This window comes from Micromonospora sp. NPDC005206 (assembly GCF_040608175.1).
Taxonomy (GTDB): domain Bacteria; phylum Actinomycetota; class Actinomycetes; order Mycobacteriales; family Micromonosporaceae; genus Micromonospora.
Window position 1 is genome coordinate 170,379 of the sequence record NZ_JBEXHU010000016.1, and the last position, 18,061, is coordinate 188,439.

5 protein-coding genes are annotated in these 18,061 nt (G+C 75.6%); all 5 read right to left on the reverse strand.

Going from position 1 to position 18,061, the window contains the following annotated elements; genetic code table 11:
• Positions 1–69: 69 nt before the first annotated feature.
• From ABZU69_RS24780 to ABZU69_RS24800, 5 genes are read right to left on the reverse strand one after another with little or no spacing between them, the layout of a single operon-like run.
• Entirely contained in the window at positions 70–11,844 is an 11,775-nt protein-coding gene (locus ABZU69_RS24780; protein ID WP_354966724.1) for an amino acid adenylation domain-containing protein, read from the reverse strand.
• Complete coding sequence (locus ABZU69_RS24785; protein WP_354966725.1) at positions 11,837–12,181, reverse strand: phosphopantetheine-binding protein; 345 nt, start codon at positions 12,179–12,181, stop codon at positions 11,837–11,839. The genes ABZU69_RS24780 and ABZU69_RS24785 overlap by 8 nt, the downstream gene beginning before the upstream one ends.
• Entirely contained in the window at positions 12,178–13,002 is an 825-nt protein-coding gene (locus tag ABZU69_RS24790) for a hypothetical protein (RefSeq protein WP_354966726.1), read from the reverse strand. The genes ABZU69_RS24785 and ABZU69_RS24790 overlap by 4 nt, the downstream gene beginning before the upstream one ends.
• On the reverse strand, positions 12,938–16,045 hold the full coding sequence (locus tag ABZU69_RS24795; protein ID WP_354966727.1) for an AMP-binding protein: 3,108 nt from the start codon (positions 16,043–16,045) through the stop codon (positions 12,938–12,940). The genes ABZU69_RS24790 and ABZU69_RS24795 overlap by 65 nt, the downstream gene beginning before the upstream one ends.
• Positions 16,042–17,790 (reverse strand): non-ribosomal peptide synthetase, encoded by a 1,749-nt coding sequence (locus ABZU69_RS24800; RefSeq protein WP_354966728.1) that lies wholly within the window; start codon positions 17,788–17,790, stop codon positions 16,042–16,044. Before ABZU69_RS24800 ends, ABZU69_RS24795 begins: the two co-directional genes overlap by 4 nt.
• Between the last annotated feature and the right edge of the window lie 271 nt (positions 17,791–18,061).

The window sequence follows — 18,061 nt, forward strand, 5'->3', positions numbered from 1 at the left end:
GGGCGCCAGCCCGGCGACGCCCCGGCCCATCCTGACCGATCGACCGGGCGTACACCACCGGCGGCGGGGTCAACGGCGCCCGGCCAGCTCGGCGAGCTGGCGGTCGGCCAGCTCCTGGATCCGGTCCTTGTCGCTGAGCACGACGGTGCCCGGGTCAGCGTCCGGCAGTTCGTCCTCCAGGCGCCGGATCGGCCGGTACGCCCACCCGACCACGGCCAGCGCGAGCGTGCACAGGCCGGCCGCCACGGCGGTCAGGGCGATGCCCCGACCCGGCCCGTGGCCGATCAGGACACCCAGCACCTGACCGGTGACGCCGTCGGCGGACGCCAGCGGGGTGAACACCCGCTCGGCCAGCGGGGCGGCGCAGAGGAACCCGGCGGGCACCATCAGCCAGGAGAGCATCAGCGTGGTGGCCAGGACCCGGCCCTGCAACTCCAGCCCCACCTTGGCCTGGACGATCGCCAACCAGTGGCTGTTGACCAGCGCCGAGGTCAACCCCAGACCGAACAGGCCGAGCGCCGGGAAGATCGGTTCCGGCCGCAGGCCGACGGTGACCATGGCGACCGCGAGCAGCAGCACGCTGGACAGGATGCCGGTCATCCGCCGGGTCGTGCCGCCCCAGACGCCCATCGCGATGCTGCCGAGCAGCAGCCCGGCGCCGCCGGAGGCGAGCACCACGCCGAGCATCGAGGGGTCCCCGAAGGACAGGGTGAGCGGGGTTGCCAGCACCTCGACCATGGCGAAGAAGAAGTTGAGCGCGGCGGTGAGCATGATCATCGCGAGCAGCCCGTGCCGGCGGGCGATGAACCGCCAGCCGCCCAGCACCTCCTGGCCGAACGACTCCTCGCGCCGCTTGAACAGCCGGTCGGGGAAGCGCACGGCCAGGTTGATGCCGACCGCCACGGCGAAGGTGGCCAGGTCGAGCAGGACGATGCCGCGCAGCCCGATCGCGACCACCAGCGCACCACCGGCGAGCGGGGCGACCACCGTGCTGGTCGCCGCGCCCAGCGAGATGATGCCGTTGGCCCGGCCGTAGTAGCGCTTGGGCACCAACTGCGTCACGGCGGCCAGGTACGCGGGTTGTTGGAACGCGGTGGCGATCGCGCTGACGGTGAGCGCGGCGAACACGTGCCAGAGCTGCGCCCGGCCGAACCAGAGCAGCACCGCCAGGGTGACCGTGCCGCAGGCCGCGAACGTGTCCGCGGCGATCATGATGAGCCGGCGGTTCCACCGGTCGGCCACCGCGCCGGCGATCGGGGACAGCACCACGGCGGGCAGCAGGGCCAGCACCGACGCCACCGCGAACCAGGAGATGGAGCCGGTGCGCTGGTAGACCCAGAGCGCCAGCGCGAAACCGGTCAGCCCGGTGCCGATCAGCGACACGAGCTGCCCGAACGCGACGGCGAAGAACACCCCGAGCCCGGCGTCGGCCCGGCCGGCGAGCCGGGCGCCCGGCTCGGGAACACCCGCCGACACACGCTCGGTCGGCTCAGCGGGCTCGGTCGGCTCAGCGGGCTCGGCCAGGATGATGTCGGCGAGTTCGGGCGCCTGGTGTTTCTGGAAGTAGTGGCCGGCGCCCTCGATCGTGCGCAGGGACACCGTGTCGGCGAAGTAGGTCCACTCCAGATAGCGTTCCTCGTACAGCTCGGTGGCCCGGTCCTTCGTGCCGATCACACAGACCAGCGGCGTGGCGAGCCGGCTTTCCGGCCCGGTGGCGTACGCGCCGGTGTAGTACTCCTCCCCCATCCGGCTGTCGGTCAGGAAGACCGTCATCAGGAAGTCCTTCTCCCGCTCGTCGAGCACGTCGGTGAAGAACCCCATGGCGCGCAGGAAGTCCAGCGCGTGCCGCTTCGAGGTCCACCGCTCGAGCGGGAAGATCCGCCGGAACCAACCGGCGAGCCGGCCCGGCAGTCGGGGTGCCGGGAAGTGCCCGCCGATCACCACCCGACGCAGGTCGACGCCGGCCAGTTCCAGCCGTCGGCCCAACTCCACGGCCGTGGCGCCACCCATGCAGTGCCCGTAGATGATCACCGGCCCGCTGACGCCCGCGGTCACCTCCGCCACACACGCGTCGACCAGCTCGTCCATCTCCAGCCCCGGCTCGTCCGGCCGGTTCAGGTCGTGCCCCGGTCGTTGCAGCGCGAGCAGGGCCACCTGGTCCGGCATGGCCGAGGCCAGCGGTTGGAAGATGACCGCGCCGGCGCCGGCGAACGGTACGCAGAGCACGGTCACCGCCGGCGCGGCGTTCCGCGACGGGGTCAGCTCGTGCCACAGCCGCGCCGGCGCGCCGGCGTCCGCGTCGAGGTGCGCGGTGAGTCCCCGGATGGTGGGGTGGCGGAACAGGTCCAGCACGCTGATCGGCGGCTCGCTGCCGGCCAGCGCCCGGATCGCGGTGAACGAGTCCCCACCCAGGTCGAAGAAGTCGTCGTCGATGCCCACCCGGTCGTAGCCGAGCACCAGCGCCCAGCGTTCGGCGAGCGCCGCCTGCACCGGCGTGGCCGGCGCGGCCAGCTCGACTCCGGTACGAGCGCCGCCGCGCTCCGGCGCCGGCAGCGCGGCCCGGTCGAGCTTGCCGTTCGCGGTCAGCGGCAGCGCGTCGAGGCGCACGAACACCGCCGGCACCATGTGGTCGGGCAGCCAGTCGCGCAGGAACGCCCGCCAGCCGCCGGCACCCGGGTCGTCCGCGCCGGCGTTCAACGCCAGGTAGCCGACCAGGGCCGGCTCGGAGTCCAGGTCGCGGACCACGACGGCGCTCTCCCGCACGGCGGAGTGCCGATGCAGGGCCGCCTCGATCTCACCCAGCTCGATCCGGAAGCCGCGCACCTTGACCTGCGAGTCGTTGCGGCCCAGACACTCCAGCCGGCCGTCCGGGCGGTACCGGGCCAGGTCGCCGGTGCGGTAGAGCCGGGCGCCGGGCCGGGCGTCGAACGGGTCGGGCAGGAACCGGTCCGCGGTCAGCGCCGGCTGGTCGAGGTAGTCCCGCGCCACCCCGGCGCCGCCGAGGTACAGCTCGCCGACCACCCCCACCGGCACCGGCCGAAGGGCCCCGTCGAGGACGTACGCCCGGGTGTTGGCGATGGGACGGCCGATGGTGACGTCGGCGTCGGCGTCGATCCGGGCCACGGTGGACCAGATGGTCGCCTCGGTCGGGCCGTACATGTTCCACAGCTCGGCGACCCGGGGGGCCAGGTCGCGGGCCAGTGGGGCGGGCAGCGCCTCCCCGCCGCAGAGCGCCCGCAGGCCCGGCTGCCCGGTCCAGCCGGCGGCCAGCAGCAGCCGCCACGTCGCCGGGGTGGCCTGGAGCACGGTGGCCTCCTCGGCGCGCAGCAGCTCGGCCAGCGCCCCCGCGTCGTAGCCGACGTCCCGACCGGCGACGACCACCCGGGCACCCACCACGAGCGGCAGGAACAGCTCCAGCACCGAGATGTCGAAGGCGAACGTGGTCAGCGCGACCAGGGTGTCGTCGGCGTTCAGCCCGGGGGCGTCCGCCATCGCGGTCAGCAGGTTCACCACCGAGGCGTGACTGACCCGCACTCCCTTCGGCCGCCCGGTCGACCCCGAGGTGTAGAGCACGTACGCCAGGTCGTCCGGTGTGGTCACCGGCTCCAGGTCATGGCAGGACTCGACGGCGTCGCCGGGGGCGTCGACCCGCAGCACCGGGCCGGGGAAGTCGGCGAAGGACTCCGCCGGCCCGGCCTCGGTGACCAGCGCGACGGCCTGGCTGTGGGTGAGCACCCAGCGCTGCCGGTCCAGCGGGTACGACGGGTCCAGCGGCACGTACGCGCCGCCGGCCTTGAGCACGGCGAGCAGCGCGACCAGCAGGTCGGCGGAGCGTTCCAGCGACACCGCCACGGTGGTGTCCCGCCCCACCCCGACGCGGCGCAGCCGCCGGGCGAGCCGGTTGGCGCGCACGTTGAGCTGGGCGTACGTCAGGGTCGTCGACCCGAAGGTGACCGCCGGCCGCTCCGGGGTGCGGGCCACCTGCTCCTGCACCAGCGCGGTCAGCGTCACCGGTGGCACCGGCCGGTCGGTGTCGTTCCAGGCGACGAGCTGTCGCTCCCGCTCGGCCGGGGTGAGGATCTCCACCTCGGTCAGGGGCCGTTCCGGCTCGGCGACCACCCCGCGCAGCAGCTGCTCCAGGTGTGCCAGCATCCGCTGGGCGGTGGCCTCGTCGTAGAGCGCGGTCGTGTACTCCAGGCAGCAGAGCAGCCCCTCCGGCCGGTCGTACGCATAGAGGGTGAGGTCGACCTGGGCGGTGCCGTTCTCCACGCTGAGCGGCTCGGCGCGCAGCCCGCCCATCGTCAACGGCTCGTCCGGCAGGTTGAGCAGGTTCACCATCACCTGGAACAGCGCGTTGCGGCTCAGGCCGCGAGGCACGTCGAGGGCGTCCACCACCCGCTCGAAGGGCACCTCCTGATGGTCGTACGCGGCCAGCGCGGTGCGGCGGACGTCCTCGAGCAGCCGTCCGAAGCCCCACCCGTCCTCGAGCGTGGTCCGCAGCACGAGGCTGTTGAGGAAGAAGCCGACCAGCGGCTCCAGCTCGGCGCGGACCCGGCCGGCCACCGGCGAACCGACGCAGACGTCGCGTTGGCCGGTGTAGCGGTACAGCAGCGTCTGCACGGCGGCGAGCACCGTCATGTAGAGCGTGGCCCCGTGCCGCCGCCCCAGCTCCCGGACCTGCTCGATCAGCTCCGCCGGGAGGGTACGTCGGGCCACCGCCCCGTCGAAGGACTGCACCGGCGGTCGGGGCCGGTCGGTGGGCAGCTCCACGGCGGTGGGCGCGCCGGCGAGCTGCCGCGTCCAGTAGGCGAGGCCGTCATCGGCGTCGGCGCGGGTCCGCTGCCAGCGGGCGTAGTCGGCGTAGCGCACCGGCAGCTCGGGCAGCGGCGATGGCGCGCCGGCCAGGTACGCGTCGTAGAGGGCGCCGAGTTCGGCCCGGATCACCCCGAGCGACCAGCCGTCGGAGACGATGTGGTGCATGCCGAGCGCCAGCACGTGCCGGTCGGGGGCGCTGCGGAACAGCACCGGGCGGAACAGCGGGCCGGTGGCCAGGTCGTACGGCTCGCGGGCCACCGCGACGAGCGCGACGCGTTCCCGCTCGGCGAGGTCGCCGTCCGCCTCGGGCGGGCCGGCGGGCAGCTCCCGCACGGCCAGCGGCACCGGTTCGGCGGGGCGGACCACCTGCACCGGGTCGCCGCCGTCCGGCCCCGGCTCGAACACCGTCCGCAGCACGTCGTGACGGCGGACCAGTTCGGTGAGCGCGGCGCCCAGCACGTCCACGCGCAGGTCGCCGTGCAGGCGCAGGGCACTGAACGCCACGTACGCCACCTGGTCGTGGACCTGTTCGAGGAACCAGAGCCGGCGCTGGCCGGAGGAGACCGGCGCGGGGCCGGCCGGGCCACGCGGGATGCGCTCGGACGGCTGGGGCGGGGGCTCGACGCCCACGGCAGGGGCTGGCGGGGCCTCGGCGTCGCCCGCCGCCGGCTCGACGGTGGTGGGCAACGCGGCGGCGATGCCGGCGACGGTCGGCGTCGCGAAGACCGTCTCGATCGGCAGCGCCACCCCGAGCCGGGCGTGCACCCGTACGACGAGCTGAGTGGCGAGCAACGAGTGCCCGCCCAGCGCGAAGAAGTCGTCGTGCGCACCGACCGGTGCGATGCCCAGCAGCTCCGTCCAGATCGCCGCCACGGCCCGCTCGGCCGGGCCGCGGGGTGCCACGAAGGCGTTCGGCAGCGCCGGCCGGTTGCCGGTCGCCAGGTCCGTCGGCTCCGGCTCGGCCGTGGCGGCGACGCCGCTGGCCAGCTGCGTCCGTGCGCCGCGCTCGATCCAGTGCCGTTGCCGCTCGAACGGGTAGGTCGGCAGCTCCACCCGGCGCCGCGGTCCGCCGTGGAAGGCGGACCAGTCGACTGGCACCCCGGCCAGCCACAGCCGACCCACCGCCGTCAGCGCGATCCGTTGGTCGTCGCCGTCGCCGCGGGGGTGGCGCATCACCGGCACCACCCGGTGTGGTGCGACGCCGGCCTGGCCGACCAGCCCGCCGAGGGTGTGCCCCGGGCCGACCTCGGCGACCATCAGTTCGGTTCGGGCCAGCAGCGCGGCGCAGTCGGCGAAGCGAACCGTGCCGCGCAGGTGCCGCACCCAGTACTCCGGGTCGGTGACCTGCTCGGCGGTGGCCTCTGCTCCGGTCACATTGGACAGGAACGGCAGCCGGGGCGCCCGGTAGGTGACCTGGCGGGCCTCGGCCCGGAACTCGTCGAGCACCGGGTCGAGCAGCGCGGAGTGGAAGCCCCGGTCGGCCGGCAGCGGCTGGTACTCGACCTTCTCGGCGCGCAGTCGAGCGGCCAACGCGTCCAGTGCCGCCGGGCGGCCGGACAACACACACAACTCGGGCGCGTTGACCGCCGCGAGTGAGATTTCCGGGCCGAGCAGCGCGGCGATGCCCGCCTCGGGCAGGGCGACGGCCAGCATCGCCCCCGGCTCGGTGGACTGGGACAGTCGGCTGCGGGCGCAGATCAGCCGCAGCGCGTCGGCGAGGTCGAAGACCCCGGCGAGGCAGGCGGCCACGTACTCGCCGAGGCTGTGCCCGACCAGCAGCTCGGGCCGCAGCCCCCGGTCGAGGAGCAGCCGGGCGAGCGCGTACTCGGTGACGAAGAGCGCGGGTTGGATGATCCGGGGTTCGGCCAGCAGTCGCGACGCGACGTCGAGGTCGTCCGATTCCGGGACGAGCACCCGGCGCAGATCCAGCCCGAGCGGCCCGCGCAGCAGGTCCGCGCACTCGTCCACCACGGCCCGGTAGCCGGGCTCGGCCCGGTACAGCCCGGCCCCCATCCCGGGATGCTGCGTGCCGTGGCCCGGGAAGGCGAAGGCCAGCCCCGCGTCGGTCCGGTCCGACGCGGCGCTGAGCAGCCGCTCCGGCGTGGCCAGCGCGTCGACCGCGTCAGCGCGGTCGCCGCAGACCACGGCCCGCCGGTACGCCATCGACTGCCGCCGGCCCAACGCCGCCGCCACCTCCGGCAACCCCAGCCCGGGGTACGCGTCGAGATGTCCCCGCAGCGCGTCGGTGGCCCGCTCCAGCGCGGCGGACGTCCGCGCGGAGAGCACCAGCAGCTCCGGCCCGACCGGTGTCGGGGCGGGCGGGGTGGCCGGTTCGGGCGCCTCCTCCAGCACGAGGTGCGCGTTGGTGCCGCCCATTCCGAATGAGCTGACGGCTGCCCGGCGGGGCTGACCGTCGGCCCGCCAGGGCCGGGCCTGCGCCGGCAGATCGAAGGGGCTGTCCGCCAGGTTGATCGCCGGGTTGGGCCGCCGGACGTTCACCGCCGGCGGCAGCGTGCGGTGTCGCAACGCCAGCACGGCCTTGATCAGCCCGGCCACCCCGGCGGCGGCGTCGGTGTGCCCGATGCTGGCCTTGACCGAACCGAGCGCGCAGAACTGCCGGTCGGCGGTGCCGCGCCGGAACGCCTCGGTGAGCGCGTTGACCTCGATGGGGTCGCCGAACAGGGTGCCGGTGCCGTGCGCTTCCAGGTAGCCGATGTCGCGCGGGCTCACGCCGGCGGTGGCCAGCGCCCGGCTGACCACCTCGACCTGCCCGGCGACACCGGGGGCGGAGTAGCCGGCCCGCCGGGCGCCGTCGTTGTTCACCGCCGAGCCGCGGATGACGGCGTGGATCAGGTCGCCGTCGGCGATCGCGTCGGTGAGTCGGCGCAGGACGACCAGCCCGATGCCGCTGGCCGCGATGGCGCCCCGGGCATCGGCGTCGAACGGCCGGCAGTGCCCGTCCGGTGAGAACAGGCCGCCATCGTGGTGCAGGTAGCCCCGCCGCTGCGCCGGGACGACGCTCACACCGCCGGCGACCGCCAGGTCGGACTCGCCGGTGAGCAGGCTCTGACGGGCCAGGTGCACGGCGACCAGCGAACTGGAGCAGGCGGTGCTGACGCTGACGCTCGGCCCGGTGAGGTTCAGCTTGTACGACGCCCGGCTGGTCAGGAAGTCCTTGTCGTTGCTCAGCGCGAGCTGGTAGCCGCCCACCGCGTCCACGAGGTCCGGGTCGGTGAGCAGGTGTTCCAGCAGGTAGGTGCTACGCCCGGAGCCGGCGAACAGCCCCACCTGCCCCGGGTACGCCTCCGGGTCGTGCCCGGCGCGTTCCAACGCCTCCCAGGCGCACTCCAGCAGCAACCGGTGCTGCGGGTCGAGCAGTTGCGCCTCCCGGGGCGTGAAACCGAAGAAGGCCGCGTCGAAGCGGTCGATGTCGGCCAGCTCGCTGCCCCGGCGCACGTACGCCGGGTCGTCGACGAGTGCGGGGTCGGCTCCGTCGGCGAGCAGTTCCACGGTGCTGAACTCGCGGACCGTGTCGACGCCGTCGCGGATGATCCGCCAGAACTCCTCGGGCGTCCGGGCCCCGGGGAAGCGGCAGGCCATCCCGACCACGGCGATCGCGTCGGCCGGCGGCGCGGTCCGGGTGGGCGCCGGTACCGGCCGGGGCGCCACCCGGGCACGTTCCGCGGCGGGGTCAGCCAGGACGGTTGACGCGGCGTTGGCCAGCACGTCGGCCAGCGCCTCGACGGTGGTGTGCCGGAACAGGTCGGTGACCGTCACCACCGGCCCGAGCCGGTCGACCAGCAGCCGGTGGACGGCCAGCAGCCGCAGCGAGTGTCCACCGAGGTCGAAGAAGTTGTCCCGCTCGCCGACCCGGGGCACGCCGAGCACCTCGCGCCACACCTCGGCCACCAACCTCCGGGCCTCCGCCCGGTCGCCGGCCGACGCCCCCGCGCCCACCGCCGGCCGACGCCGCTCGTCGTCGGGAGCACCCACGGTCCCGCTGGCATCGGTCGGGGCACTGGTCGGCGGGCGCCCGCTGTCGGTGCCGTCCGCCGCCGGTGCGGGGAGGGCGGACGCGTCGAGCTTGCCGTTGCCGGTCAGCGGCAGGGCGGGTACGCCCACGAAGGCGGCCGGCACCAGGTGCTCCGGCAGCTCCGCGCGCAGACCGGCGCGCAGCGCGGCCCGATCCGGGTCGCCGGTGAGGTAGGCGACCAGCCGAGGGTCGTCCGGGTCGTCGTGCCGCAGCACGACAGCGACGTCAGCAGCGGGGTGCAGCCGGCGCAGCGCCGCCTCCACCTCGCCGGGCTCGATGCGGTGGCCGCGCAGCTTGATCTGCCGGTCGGCGCGGCCCAGGAACTCCAGCGTGCCGTCCGGGCGGTACCGCGCCAGGTCACCGGTGCGGTAGAGCCGCCGTCCGCCGCCCCCGAACGGGTCTGGCACGAACCGGTCGGCGGTCAGGCCGGGCCGGTTGAGGTAGCCGCGGGCCACGCCGGCCCCGCCGACGTACAACTCGCCGGGCAGGCCGGCCGGGACCGGGTCGAGTCGGTCGTCCAGCACGTACAGCTGGGTGTTCGCGATCGGCCGGCCGATCGGCACCGAGCCGTGCTGCGGGGTGTCCGGGCCGACCTCGTACACGGCGCAGCCGACCACCGTCTCGGTCGGGCCGTACTCGTTGATCAGCCGGGTGCCCGGGGCGTGCGCCCGCCAGAGCGCGACCTGGTCGGCGCGCAGGTTCTCCCCGCCGATCACGAACAGCCGGGTCCGGCCGGGCGCCCCGGCCTCCGTGACCTGCCGGTTGACGATCTCCAACTGGGCCGGGGTGAGCTTGACCAGGCCGTACGGGCTGGTCCGGTCGAGCAGCGCCGCGCCGAGGCCGGCCCGGCCCGCGTCGTCGTCGAGCAGGTGCACGGTGCCGCCGGCGGCCAGCGGCACCAGCAGGCTGGTCACCGTGAGGTCGAAGCCGACCGAGGAGTGCACCGGCACCTCGTCGCCCGGCCCGATCCGGTACGCCGCGGCGGCCCAGCGCAGGTAGTTGACCACGCCTTCGTGGGTGACCAGCACGCCCTTGGGGCGCCCGGTGGACCCGGAGGTGTGGATGACGTACGCCAGGTCGTCGGGGCCGACCGGCACCGGGGGCACGCTGTCGGGTGGCGTGACCGGCGCGCTCAGGTCCACCTCGACCGGCTCGGCCGGGCCGGCCGGCAGCCGGGAGCGCAGCGCGGCCGAGGTGAGCACCACCCGCGCGGCGGTGTCGTCGAGCACCCAGCGCAGCCGGGCGGGCGGGTGCGCCGGATCCAGCGGCACGTACCCGGCGCCGGCCTTGAGCGCCGCGAGGATCGCCACCGGCAGCGCGCCGGTGCGGTCGAGCAGGATGCCCACCAGGTCGCCGACGCCGACGCCGCGCTCGCGCAGGGTCGCGGCGAGCGCGTCGGCCCGGACGTCCACCTCGCGGTAGGTCAACGTCCGCGCCCCGTCGGTGACCGCCACCGCGTCGGGGTGGCGGCGGGCCTGCCGCTCGATCAGGGCGTGCACCGAGCCGACCTCGGGTGCGTCGGTGGCGGTGTCGTTCCAGGTGTGCAGGATCAGCTCGCGGTCGGCGTCGGTGAGCAGCCGGGCGGCGCGCACCGGAGCGTCCGGGTCGGCGAGCAGGTCGGCGAGCAGGGTACGGAAGGCCGCGGCGAACCGGTCCATCGTGGCGGCGTCGAACACGTCGGTGCGGTACTCCAGCGCGGCCTCCAGCCCGCCGGGGCCGGGCCGTACCGCCACGGTCAGGTCGAACTTGGCGGTGGCCGTCGGGACCTCGATCGGGCTCACCTCGATGCCGGGCAGCGGCGGCGGCGCGGTGGCGTCCGCGTACAGGAACATCACCTGGAACAGCGGGTCGTGCCCGGCGCGGCGGGCCGGGCGGGCGACGGCGACCAGCTCCTCGAACGGCAGCTCCTGGCGCTCCTGCGCGGCGAGCACGGCGGCGCGGACCCGGGTGGTCAGCTCCGCGAAGCTGGGGTCGCCGGTCAGGTCGGCGCGGATCACCAGGGTGTTGACGAGCAGGCCGACCAGCGGCTCGGTGTCCGGGTCGCGGCGGTTGCCGACCGGGGTGCCGACCGGCACGTCGTCGCTGCCGGTCCAGCGGGCCAGCAGCACCTGGAACGCGGCGAACAGCAGCAGGTACGGGGTGACGGTGAGCCGGCGGCAGGCCGCCCGCAGCGTCTCCGTCGGTACGTCCAGCGGCACGACCAGGGTAGCGCCCGCGTTGATGGGCGCGGTCGACCGGGCGAGGCCGCCGGGCAGCTCGGGCACCGGGGGCGCGCCGGCCAGTCGCTCCCGCCACCAGTCCCGCTGCGCGGCGGCCTGCGGGCCGGCCAACCAGCGCCGCTGACGCCCGGCCCAGTCCTGGTAGGACATCGGCAGGTCGGGCACCTCGGGTGGCCGTCCGGCCTGGTGTGCGGCGTACCCCTCGGCGAGCTCGGCTGCCGCGATCCGCAGCGACCACTCGTCGACCGCGACGTGGTGGACGGTCAGCGCCAGCACGTGCTCGGTGTCGGTGAGCCGGAACAGGGTGGCCCGCAGCACCGGGCCGTCGGTCAGGTCGAGCGGGGTGGCGGCCTCGGCGGCCAGCCGGGCGTTCAGCTCGGCCTCCCGGGCCGCCCCGGGCAGGCCGGTCAGGTCGGCGAGCCGCAGCAACCCGGTGCCGGGCGGCCGCAGCACCGGCACCAGGTCGCCGTCGTCGAGGCGCAGCGTGGTGCGCAACGGCTCGTGCCGGGCCACCAGGGCGTCCACGGCCACGGCGAGGGCCGGCACGTTCAGGGGCCCGCGCAGCCGGTACGCCACCGGCGCCAGGTACGCGGGGTCGCCCGGCGTCGCCTGGTCGAGATACCACATCTGCCGCTGACCGGCGGAGACCACCCGGGAACCCGCCGGCCCGTGCCCGGTGCCGTCCGGGGTGGCGGATGCCTCGGTGGTCTCGGCGGCCCGGCGGGCGCGCAGCGCCGCCAGCAGCGCGGCCTTGCGCGGCGAGAGCAGGTCAGTCATCGAGGCGTCCGATCAGCGCCTCGGCGTCCGCGTCCGAGCAGGCGAGCACGCTCAGGTACAGAGCGGCGGCCTCGTCCACCGCCGGTCCGTGCTCGGCGCGCAGCGCCGTGGTGAACCCACCCAGGCTGGGGTGCTCGAAGACCGCGTTGAGGGGCACCCGCACGTCCAGCGCGGTACGCAGCCGCACGGCCATCCGGGCGGCGGCGAGCGAGTCGCCGCCGCGCTCGAAGAAGTGGTCCTGTCCGGTGAGCCCGTCCACGCCCAACGCCGCTCCCCAGGCGTCCGCGACGACCCGTCCGAGTGCGTCGGCCCGTACCGGTTGTCCGTTCGTCGTCATGCTGTTCCCCCGTCGTCCGCGCCGGCTCCCACGCCGGCGCCGCTGTGGTCTGGTGATGTCGTGTGGCCCGTCGCCGGGCGAGAGGCCGCGACGGCCGGCCGGTACGCCAGCCGGTCGAGAGCCTGCGCGTCGTCGGCCAGCACGGTGACCGGGCAGGGCACCCGTGCCTCGCCGGCCCGGGCGGCGTCCAGCAGGAACCACAGCCAGGCCAGGTAGCGGCCGGTGATCTCCTGCGCGGCGGTCTCCGCCTCGGCCGGCGGGAAGCCCTGCGCGGCGACGAACGCGCGGGCGTGCCCGCCCAGCTCGGCCCGCCAGCGCGCGACGACCACGTGCGGCTCGGCCGGGACGGGCGGCGGCGCGGCCTCGCCGGTCAGCTTGCGGTGCAGCGTGGCGTACTCCCGCCAGGCGGCCCGCTCGTCGGGCACGGTTGCCGCCACCAGGGCCAGCGCGTCCGGTGGCGACCCGGCCTCGACCAGGGCTCGGGTCAGGTGCCCGGCGAAGATCGCCGCGCTGCAGTAGCCGACCACGGTGAGCGGGCCCGAGCCGGTTGGCCGGCGGCGCAGGAACTCGGCCGAGGCGGCGTTGGCCAGGGTGGCGTGGTCGGGCAGCCCGCCGTCCAGCTCCACACTGGTCACCGGGTCCAGCCGCCACACCTGGTGCCGGTCGATACCGGCTGGCCGGTGGCCGCGCGAGGCGTCCGTCTCGGCCGTGGCGAGCGCCGCGGCCAGGCCGGCCCCGGTGGAGTCGCCGGGGAACTCAATCGTCAGCAGGCACCCGGCCCGTCCGTCGGCGACCTGCTGCAACGCGATCGTCCGTGCCATCAGGATCTCCTTGTGCGTACGCCTCGAGCTGATCGGTGACGGCGGTGGCGAGCGCTGTGACGGCGGGCCGGTCGAGCAGCCCGCCATCGGCCTCGACGAGGATCGACAGCGCGCCGGACGCCGCGTGGCGCAGGGTGAGGCAGAGTGGGAAGCGGTTCGCGGCGCGGTGCAGCTCCCGCCGCTGCCAGCGAACCGCGCCGGTGACCAGCTCCGGTTCCTCCACCGAGTCGAGGTAGCACGTCGGGTAGGTCCCCGGCGGCGCTCCGGTGCCGCGCCGTACCTCCCGCGCCACCCCGGCGAACGGGGCCTGCTCGGCCGCCACCCGCCGCAGGTGCCCGCCGACCCGGTCGACGAGGTCGGCCCAGTCACCGGCTCGCACGTCGTCGCAGCGCAGCAGGACGGTGTTCACCGCGTACCCGGCGACGTCGAACTCGTCGGCGGCCCGGCGGGTGTCGCTCGCGCAGCCGATCAGCACGGTGTCCCGGTCCAGCAGCCCGCCCAGGGCGCGGGCGTACGCGGCGGCGACCAGTTCGGTGGCGGTGCCGCCGCCGGGACGGGACAGCGCGGCGGCCGACGCCCGCACCGGCCGGGTCAGCACGGTCCGCCCGGCGTGGGCGGCGGGCGCCGGCTCCGGCACGTCGCGGACCCGGGCCACGGCCGCCGCGACGGCTGCCTGGCCCGCTTCGCCCGCCACCCACGCCGACCGGCGCAGCCCCAGGTCGCACACCGTGGTGGCGGACACCGGAGGCGACCAGGCCGGGTCGGCGTGGCAGCGGGTGACGTCGGCCAGGAGCAGCCGCAGCGACCAGGCGTCCACCACCAGGTGGTGCCAGACCAGCAGCACCTCGGTACGCCGCCCGGTGGTGAGCACCGCGCAGCGCAGCAGCGGTTCGGCGGTGGTGTCGAAGGGCCGTTCGGCGTGGGCCCGCACGGCGGCGTCGAGCTCGGCCGGGTCGGCGAACCGGCGCACCCGCACCTCCGGCCGGTGCCGGTCGAGCACCAGCTCGGGCAGCCCGTCGACGAGCCGCAGTCCGGCGCCGAACGCGGGATGCCCGGCCAGCGCCCGGCGCAACGCGTCGACCAACCGGGGCAGGTCCACCGGCGCGTCGGTGCCGAAGCGGACCGGCTCGCTGTAGAGGGTGCTGCCGGGGTGGAGCTCGTCGTGCAGCCAGACACCGAGCTGCTCGGGGGTCAGTGGCGCCTGCCGCGCCCCGACCGGGCCGCGTCCGCCAGCGGTGACCGGGCCCGCTCCGCCGACGGGGACCGGATCGGGTCCGGCCGGACCGGCGAGCCGTTGGGCGAGCGTGGCGGCGTCGTCGGCCCGCAGCACGTCGCCGGCGCTCACCGGGACACCGGTGCGCTCGCTGAGCCAGGCCGCCGCGCGGGCGGCGGCCAGCGAGGTGCCGCCCAGCGCGACGAAGCTGTCCCCGGCGCGGACGTCGCGCACCGGCAGCAACCGACGCCAGGTGGCCAGCACCAGCTCCAGCGACCCGGACCGCCGCCCGGTGTCGAGCGGGTCGTCCGACAGATTCGCGGGAGCGCCGGGGCCGGGCACCCCAGCGGGCAGTGGCTGGGCGGCGAGCTGGTCATGGTCGTACTTGCCGTGCGGGGTGAGCGGCAGCCGGGACAGCAGCAGCACCGCGGCCGGCACCGCGTACGCCGGCAGCCGCTCGGCCGCGTACCCGCGCGCGGCGCGCTCGGTGATCCCGCTGCCCGGCTCCACCGCCAGGTACGCCACCAGCACGTCACCGGCTCCGGAGAGCCGCCGGGCGGCGACCACCACGTCCCGCACCCCGGGCAGGCCGCGCAGCACCGCCTCCACCTCCGCCGGCTCGATCCGGAACCCACGGATCTTGACCTGCCGGTCGGCGCGGCCGAGGAAGAGCAGGTTGCCGTCGGGCAGCGTGCGTACCAGGTCGCCGGTGCGGTAGGCGCGACGGTCGAGCTGCGTCGGGTCCGCGATGAACGCGGGGGCTCCGGCCGGCGCACGCAGGTAGCCTCGGGCAACCGCCGCGCCCGCGACGACCAGCTCCCCGGTGCCGGTGCGGTGGTACGACCCGTCGGCGTGGCGCAGCAGCAGCGTGGTGCCCCGGACCGGGGTGCCGATCGGGGTGCGTTCGCCGGGCGTCGCGCCGTGGTGGGGCAGCACGTACAGGGTGCAGCAGACGGTGGTCTCGGCCGGCCCGTACCCGTTGACCACGGTGAGGTTGGGCCGGCTGCGGGCGATCGCCTCCAGTAGTGAGCGGGGAATGGGCTCCACCCCGACCAGCAGCCGGCGCAGGCCGGACAGCGCGCCCGACTCGGCGCGCAGCAGCGCGTGCAGCTCCGGCAGGAACGCCGGCGGCACGTAGGCGCTCTGCGCCCCGCACACGTCCAGGAACGCGGCGAGCGCGGCACCGTCGTGGCGGGCCGCGGCCGGGACCACCCGCACGGTCCCGCCGCGGCTCAGCGGCGCGAGGCACTCCCAGATCGCCACGTCGAACGAGGGCCGGGTCCACCAGGTGCCGGTGTGCCCGGCCGGCACCGGGGCCCGCTCGTCCAGGTCGACGAGCAGGTTGGTCAGGTTGGCGTGCTCGACCTGCACCGCCTTCGGGACGCCGGTCGAGCCGGACGTGTGCACGACGTACGCCACGTCGGACGGTGCCCCGATGTCCGCGAGCGGCAAGCCCGGTCGGCCGACGACGGCGGCCGGGCGGAGCACCGGCCGCCCCGGCACGGCGGACTCGGCCACCACCAGCAGGGGGTCGGCCACGTCGACCAGCGTGCCGATCCGGGCCGGCGGCTGGGCCGGGTCCAGCGGCACGTACGCCGCCCGCACCGCGAACGCGCCGACCGCGGCGGCCACCGCGTGGGGCCCCGGTTCGAGCAGTACTCCGACCCGGTGGCCCGGGCCGACGCCGTACGCCCGGTAGCTGGCGGCGTACCGACCGGCCAGGTCGAGCAGCCGTCCCCAGCTGACCCGGCCGTCGTCGGCGTGCACGGCGATCGCCTCGGGGCGCCGCCGGCCGGCGGTGAGCAGGCGGGTGAGCAGGGTGCCGGTCACCGCGTCGCACCGGCCTCGTCCGCGCCCAGTGCCCGTACCGCGGCGAGGTAGTCGGCGTAGCGGCGGTGCTGGTAGAGCAGCGCCGCCCGTACCTCGATCCGCAGCCCCTGCCGGAGCTGGGCGGTGAGCCGCACCGCGAGCAGCGAGTCCCCGCCGGACAGGAAGAAGTCGTCCTCCGGACGTGGGGGCGCGCCGAGGACGGCCCGCCACGCCTCGGCCACCGCGGCCCCGGCCGGATCGGTCACCGTCGTTTCGGCCGAGGGCGGTGTGGCGGCGTCCTCGGCCGACCAGCACCGCTCGGTGTCGGCACGCAACGCGGCCCGGTCCAGCTTGCCGTTCGGGGTCAGCGGCAGAGCGTCCCGGACGTCCACCGTGTGCGGCACCATCGCCGCGGGCAGCCGGTCGCGCAGCCCGGCGCGTACCGCCTCGGGTGTGACCGGACCGGTCACCCAGGCCACCAGCAGCGCCGCCCCGGCGCGGTGCACGGGCTCGGCGGCCGCCTGACCGACCCCGGGCAGCTCCAGCAGGGCGCTCTCCACCTCGCGCAGCTCGATGCGCTGACCACGGATCTTGACCTGGCCGTCGACGCGGCCGACGAAGTGCAGCTCACCGGCGGCGTCCCGGCGGCAGACGTCCCCGGTCCGGTAGTGCCGCGAGACGCCGTCGGGGCCGGTCCCGAACGCCGTGGCGGTTTCGGTGCCCGCCCGGTAACCCTGGGCCAGCACCGGCCCGCCGATCACCAGCTCCCCCTCGACCTCGCCGTCCAGGGTCAGCAGGGCGCCCGCGACCGCTCGGCCGATCGGCGGCGGCCCGCCCCGGTCGGCGTAGCGGCGCAGGTCATCGGTGGCGGTGACCAGGATGGTCGCCTCGGTGGGCCCGTAAAGGTTGTGCACCGCCGCGCCGAAGCCGGTGGGTGGCCAGAGCCGCAGCCGGTCGCCTCCGGTGGCCAGGGTGCGCAGCCGGCCGGTGTCCACGTCGGAGCGCAGCAGCTGCTCGGCCAGCGGGGTGCTGAGAAAGCAGTGCTCCACCCCGCGCAGGGCCTCGGCGATCCCCTCCGGGTCCCGCGCCACCTCCTCGTCGGCGAGCACCACCGTCGCGCCACGGATCAGCGGCGCCCAGATGTCCAGCAGGGCGGCGTCGAAGGCCAGGCCGGCGAAGGCCGCGGTGCGCACCCCCGGGCCGAGCCGGAAGAACCGCGCGTACCAGTCCAGCACGGTCCACAGGCTCCGGTGGGTGACCTCGACCTGCTTCGGACGGCCGGTCGACCCCGAGGTGGAGATCAGGTACGCCAGGTCGTCCGGTTCGGACAGCCGCAGGTGCTCCTCCTGACCGGCCCGGACGACGGTGACACCGGCGGGCAGTCGCTCGACGAGCTCCTCGGCGGCGACCGCGACCCGGCACCGCGCGTCGGCCAGGATCTGGGCGATCCGGGCCGGCGGCGACGACGGGTCCAGCGGCAGGAAGGCGGCGCCGCAGAACATGGCGGCGAGCGGGCCGACGACCGCGGCGGCGGTGCGTGGTTGCAGCACCGCCACGACCGGGTCCGGGTGTCCGGTCGCCGGCGGGGGCAGCTCGCGGGCGAGAGCCCCGGCCAGGACGGTCGCCTCGGTCACCAGATCGCGGTACCGCAGGGTGCCGTGCCGGTCGACGACCGCAGGTCGTTCGGGGTACGCGGCGGCCCGGCGCAGCACCTCGGCGGGAACACTGGTCGGACGGTCCGGGCCGGCGTTCGGAACGGCGGTCACAGTTGTCCGCTGGGTCGGATCACGACATCGGCTCCCGGTCGACGCGACGGCGACGGCGCGTAACGGTGTGGCAGAACTTGTTACCACGAGCAATCCTGGCATCGCTGTAGGTGTCACGGCCATCAGCCGACACCGATGACCCGGGATGCCGATCGCTCTCAATTTCATGCACGTAGGTCTATTGACGTCTGCCCTGCTCACTCGCTAGTCCGTCGACACACGTCCCGTACGCCCGTACCGCCGTGCGAGACGGTGACCTGTCGTACCGCCC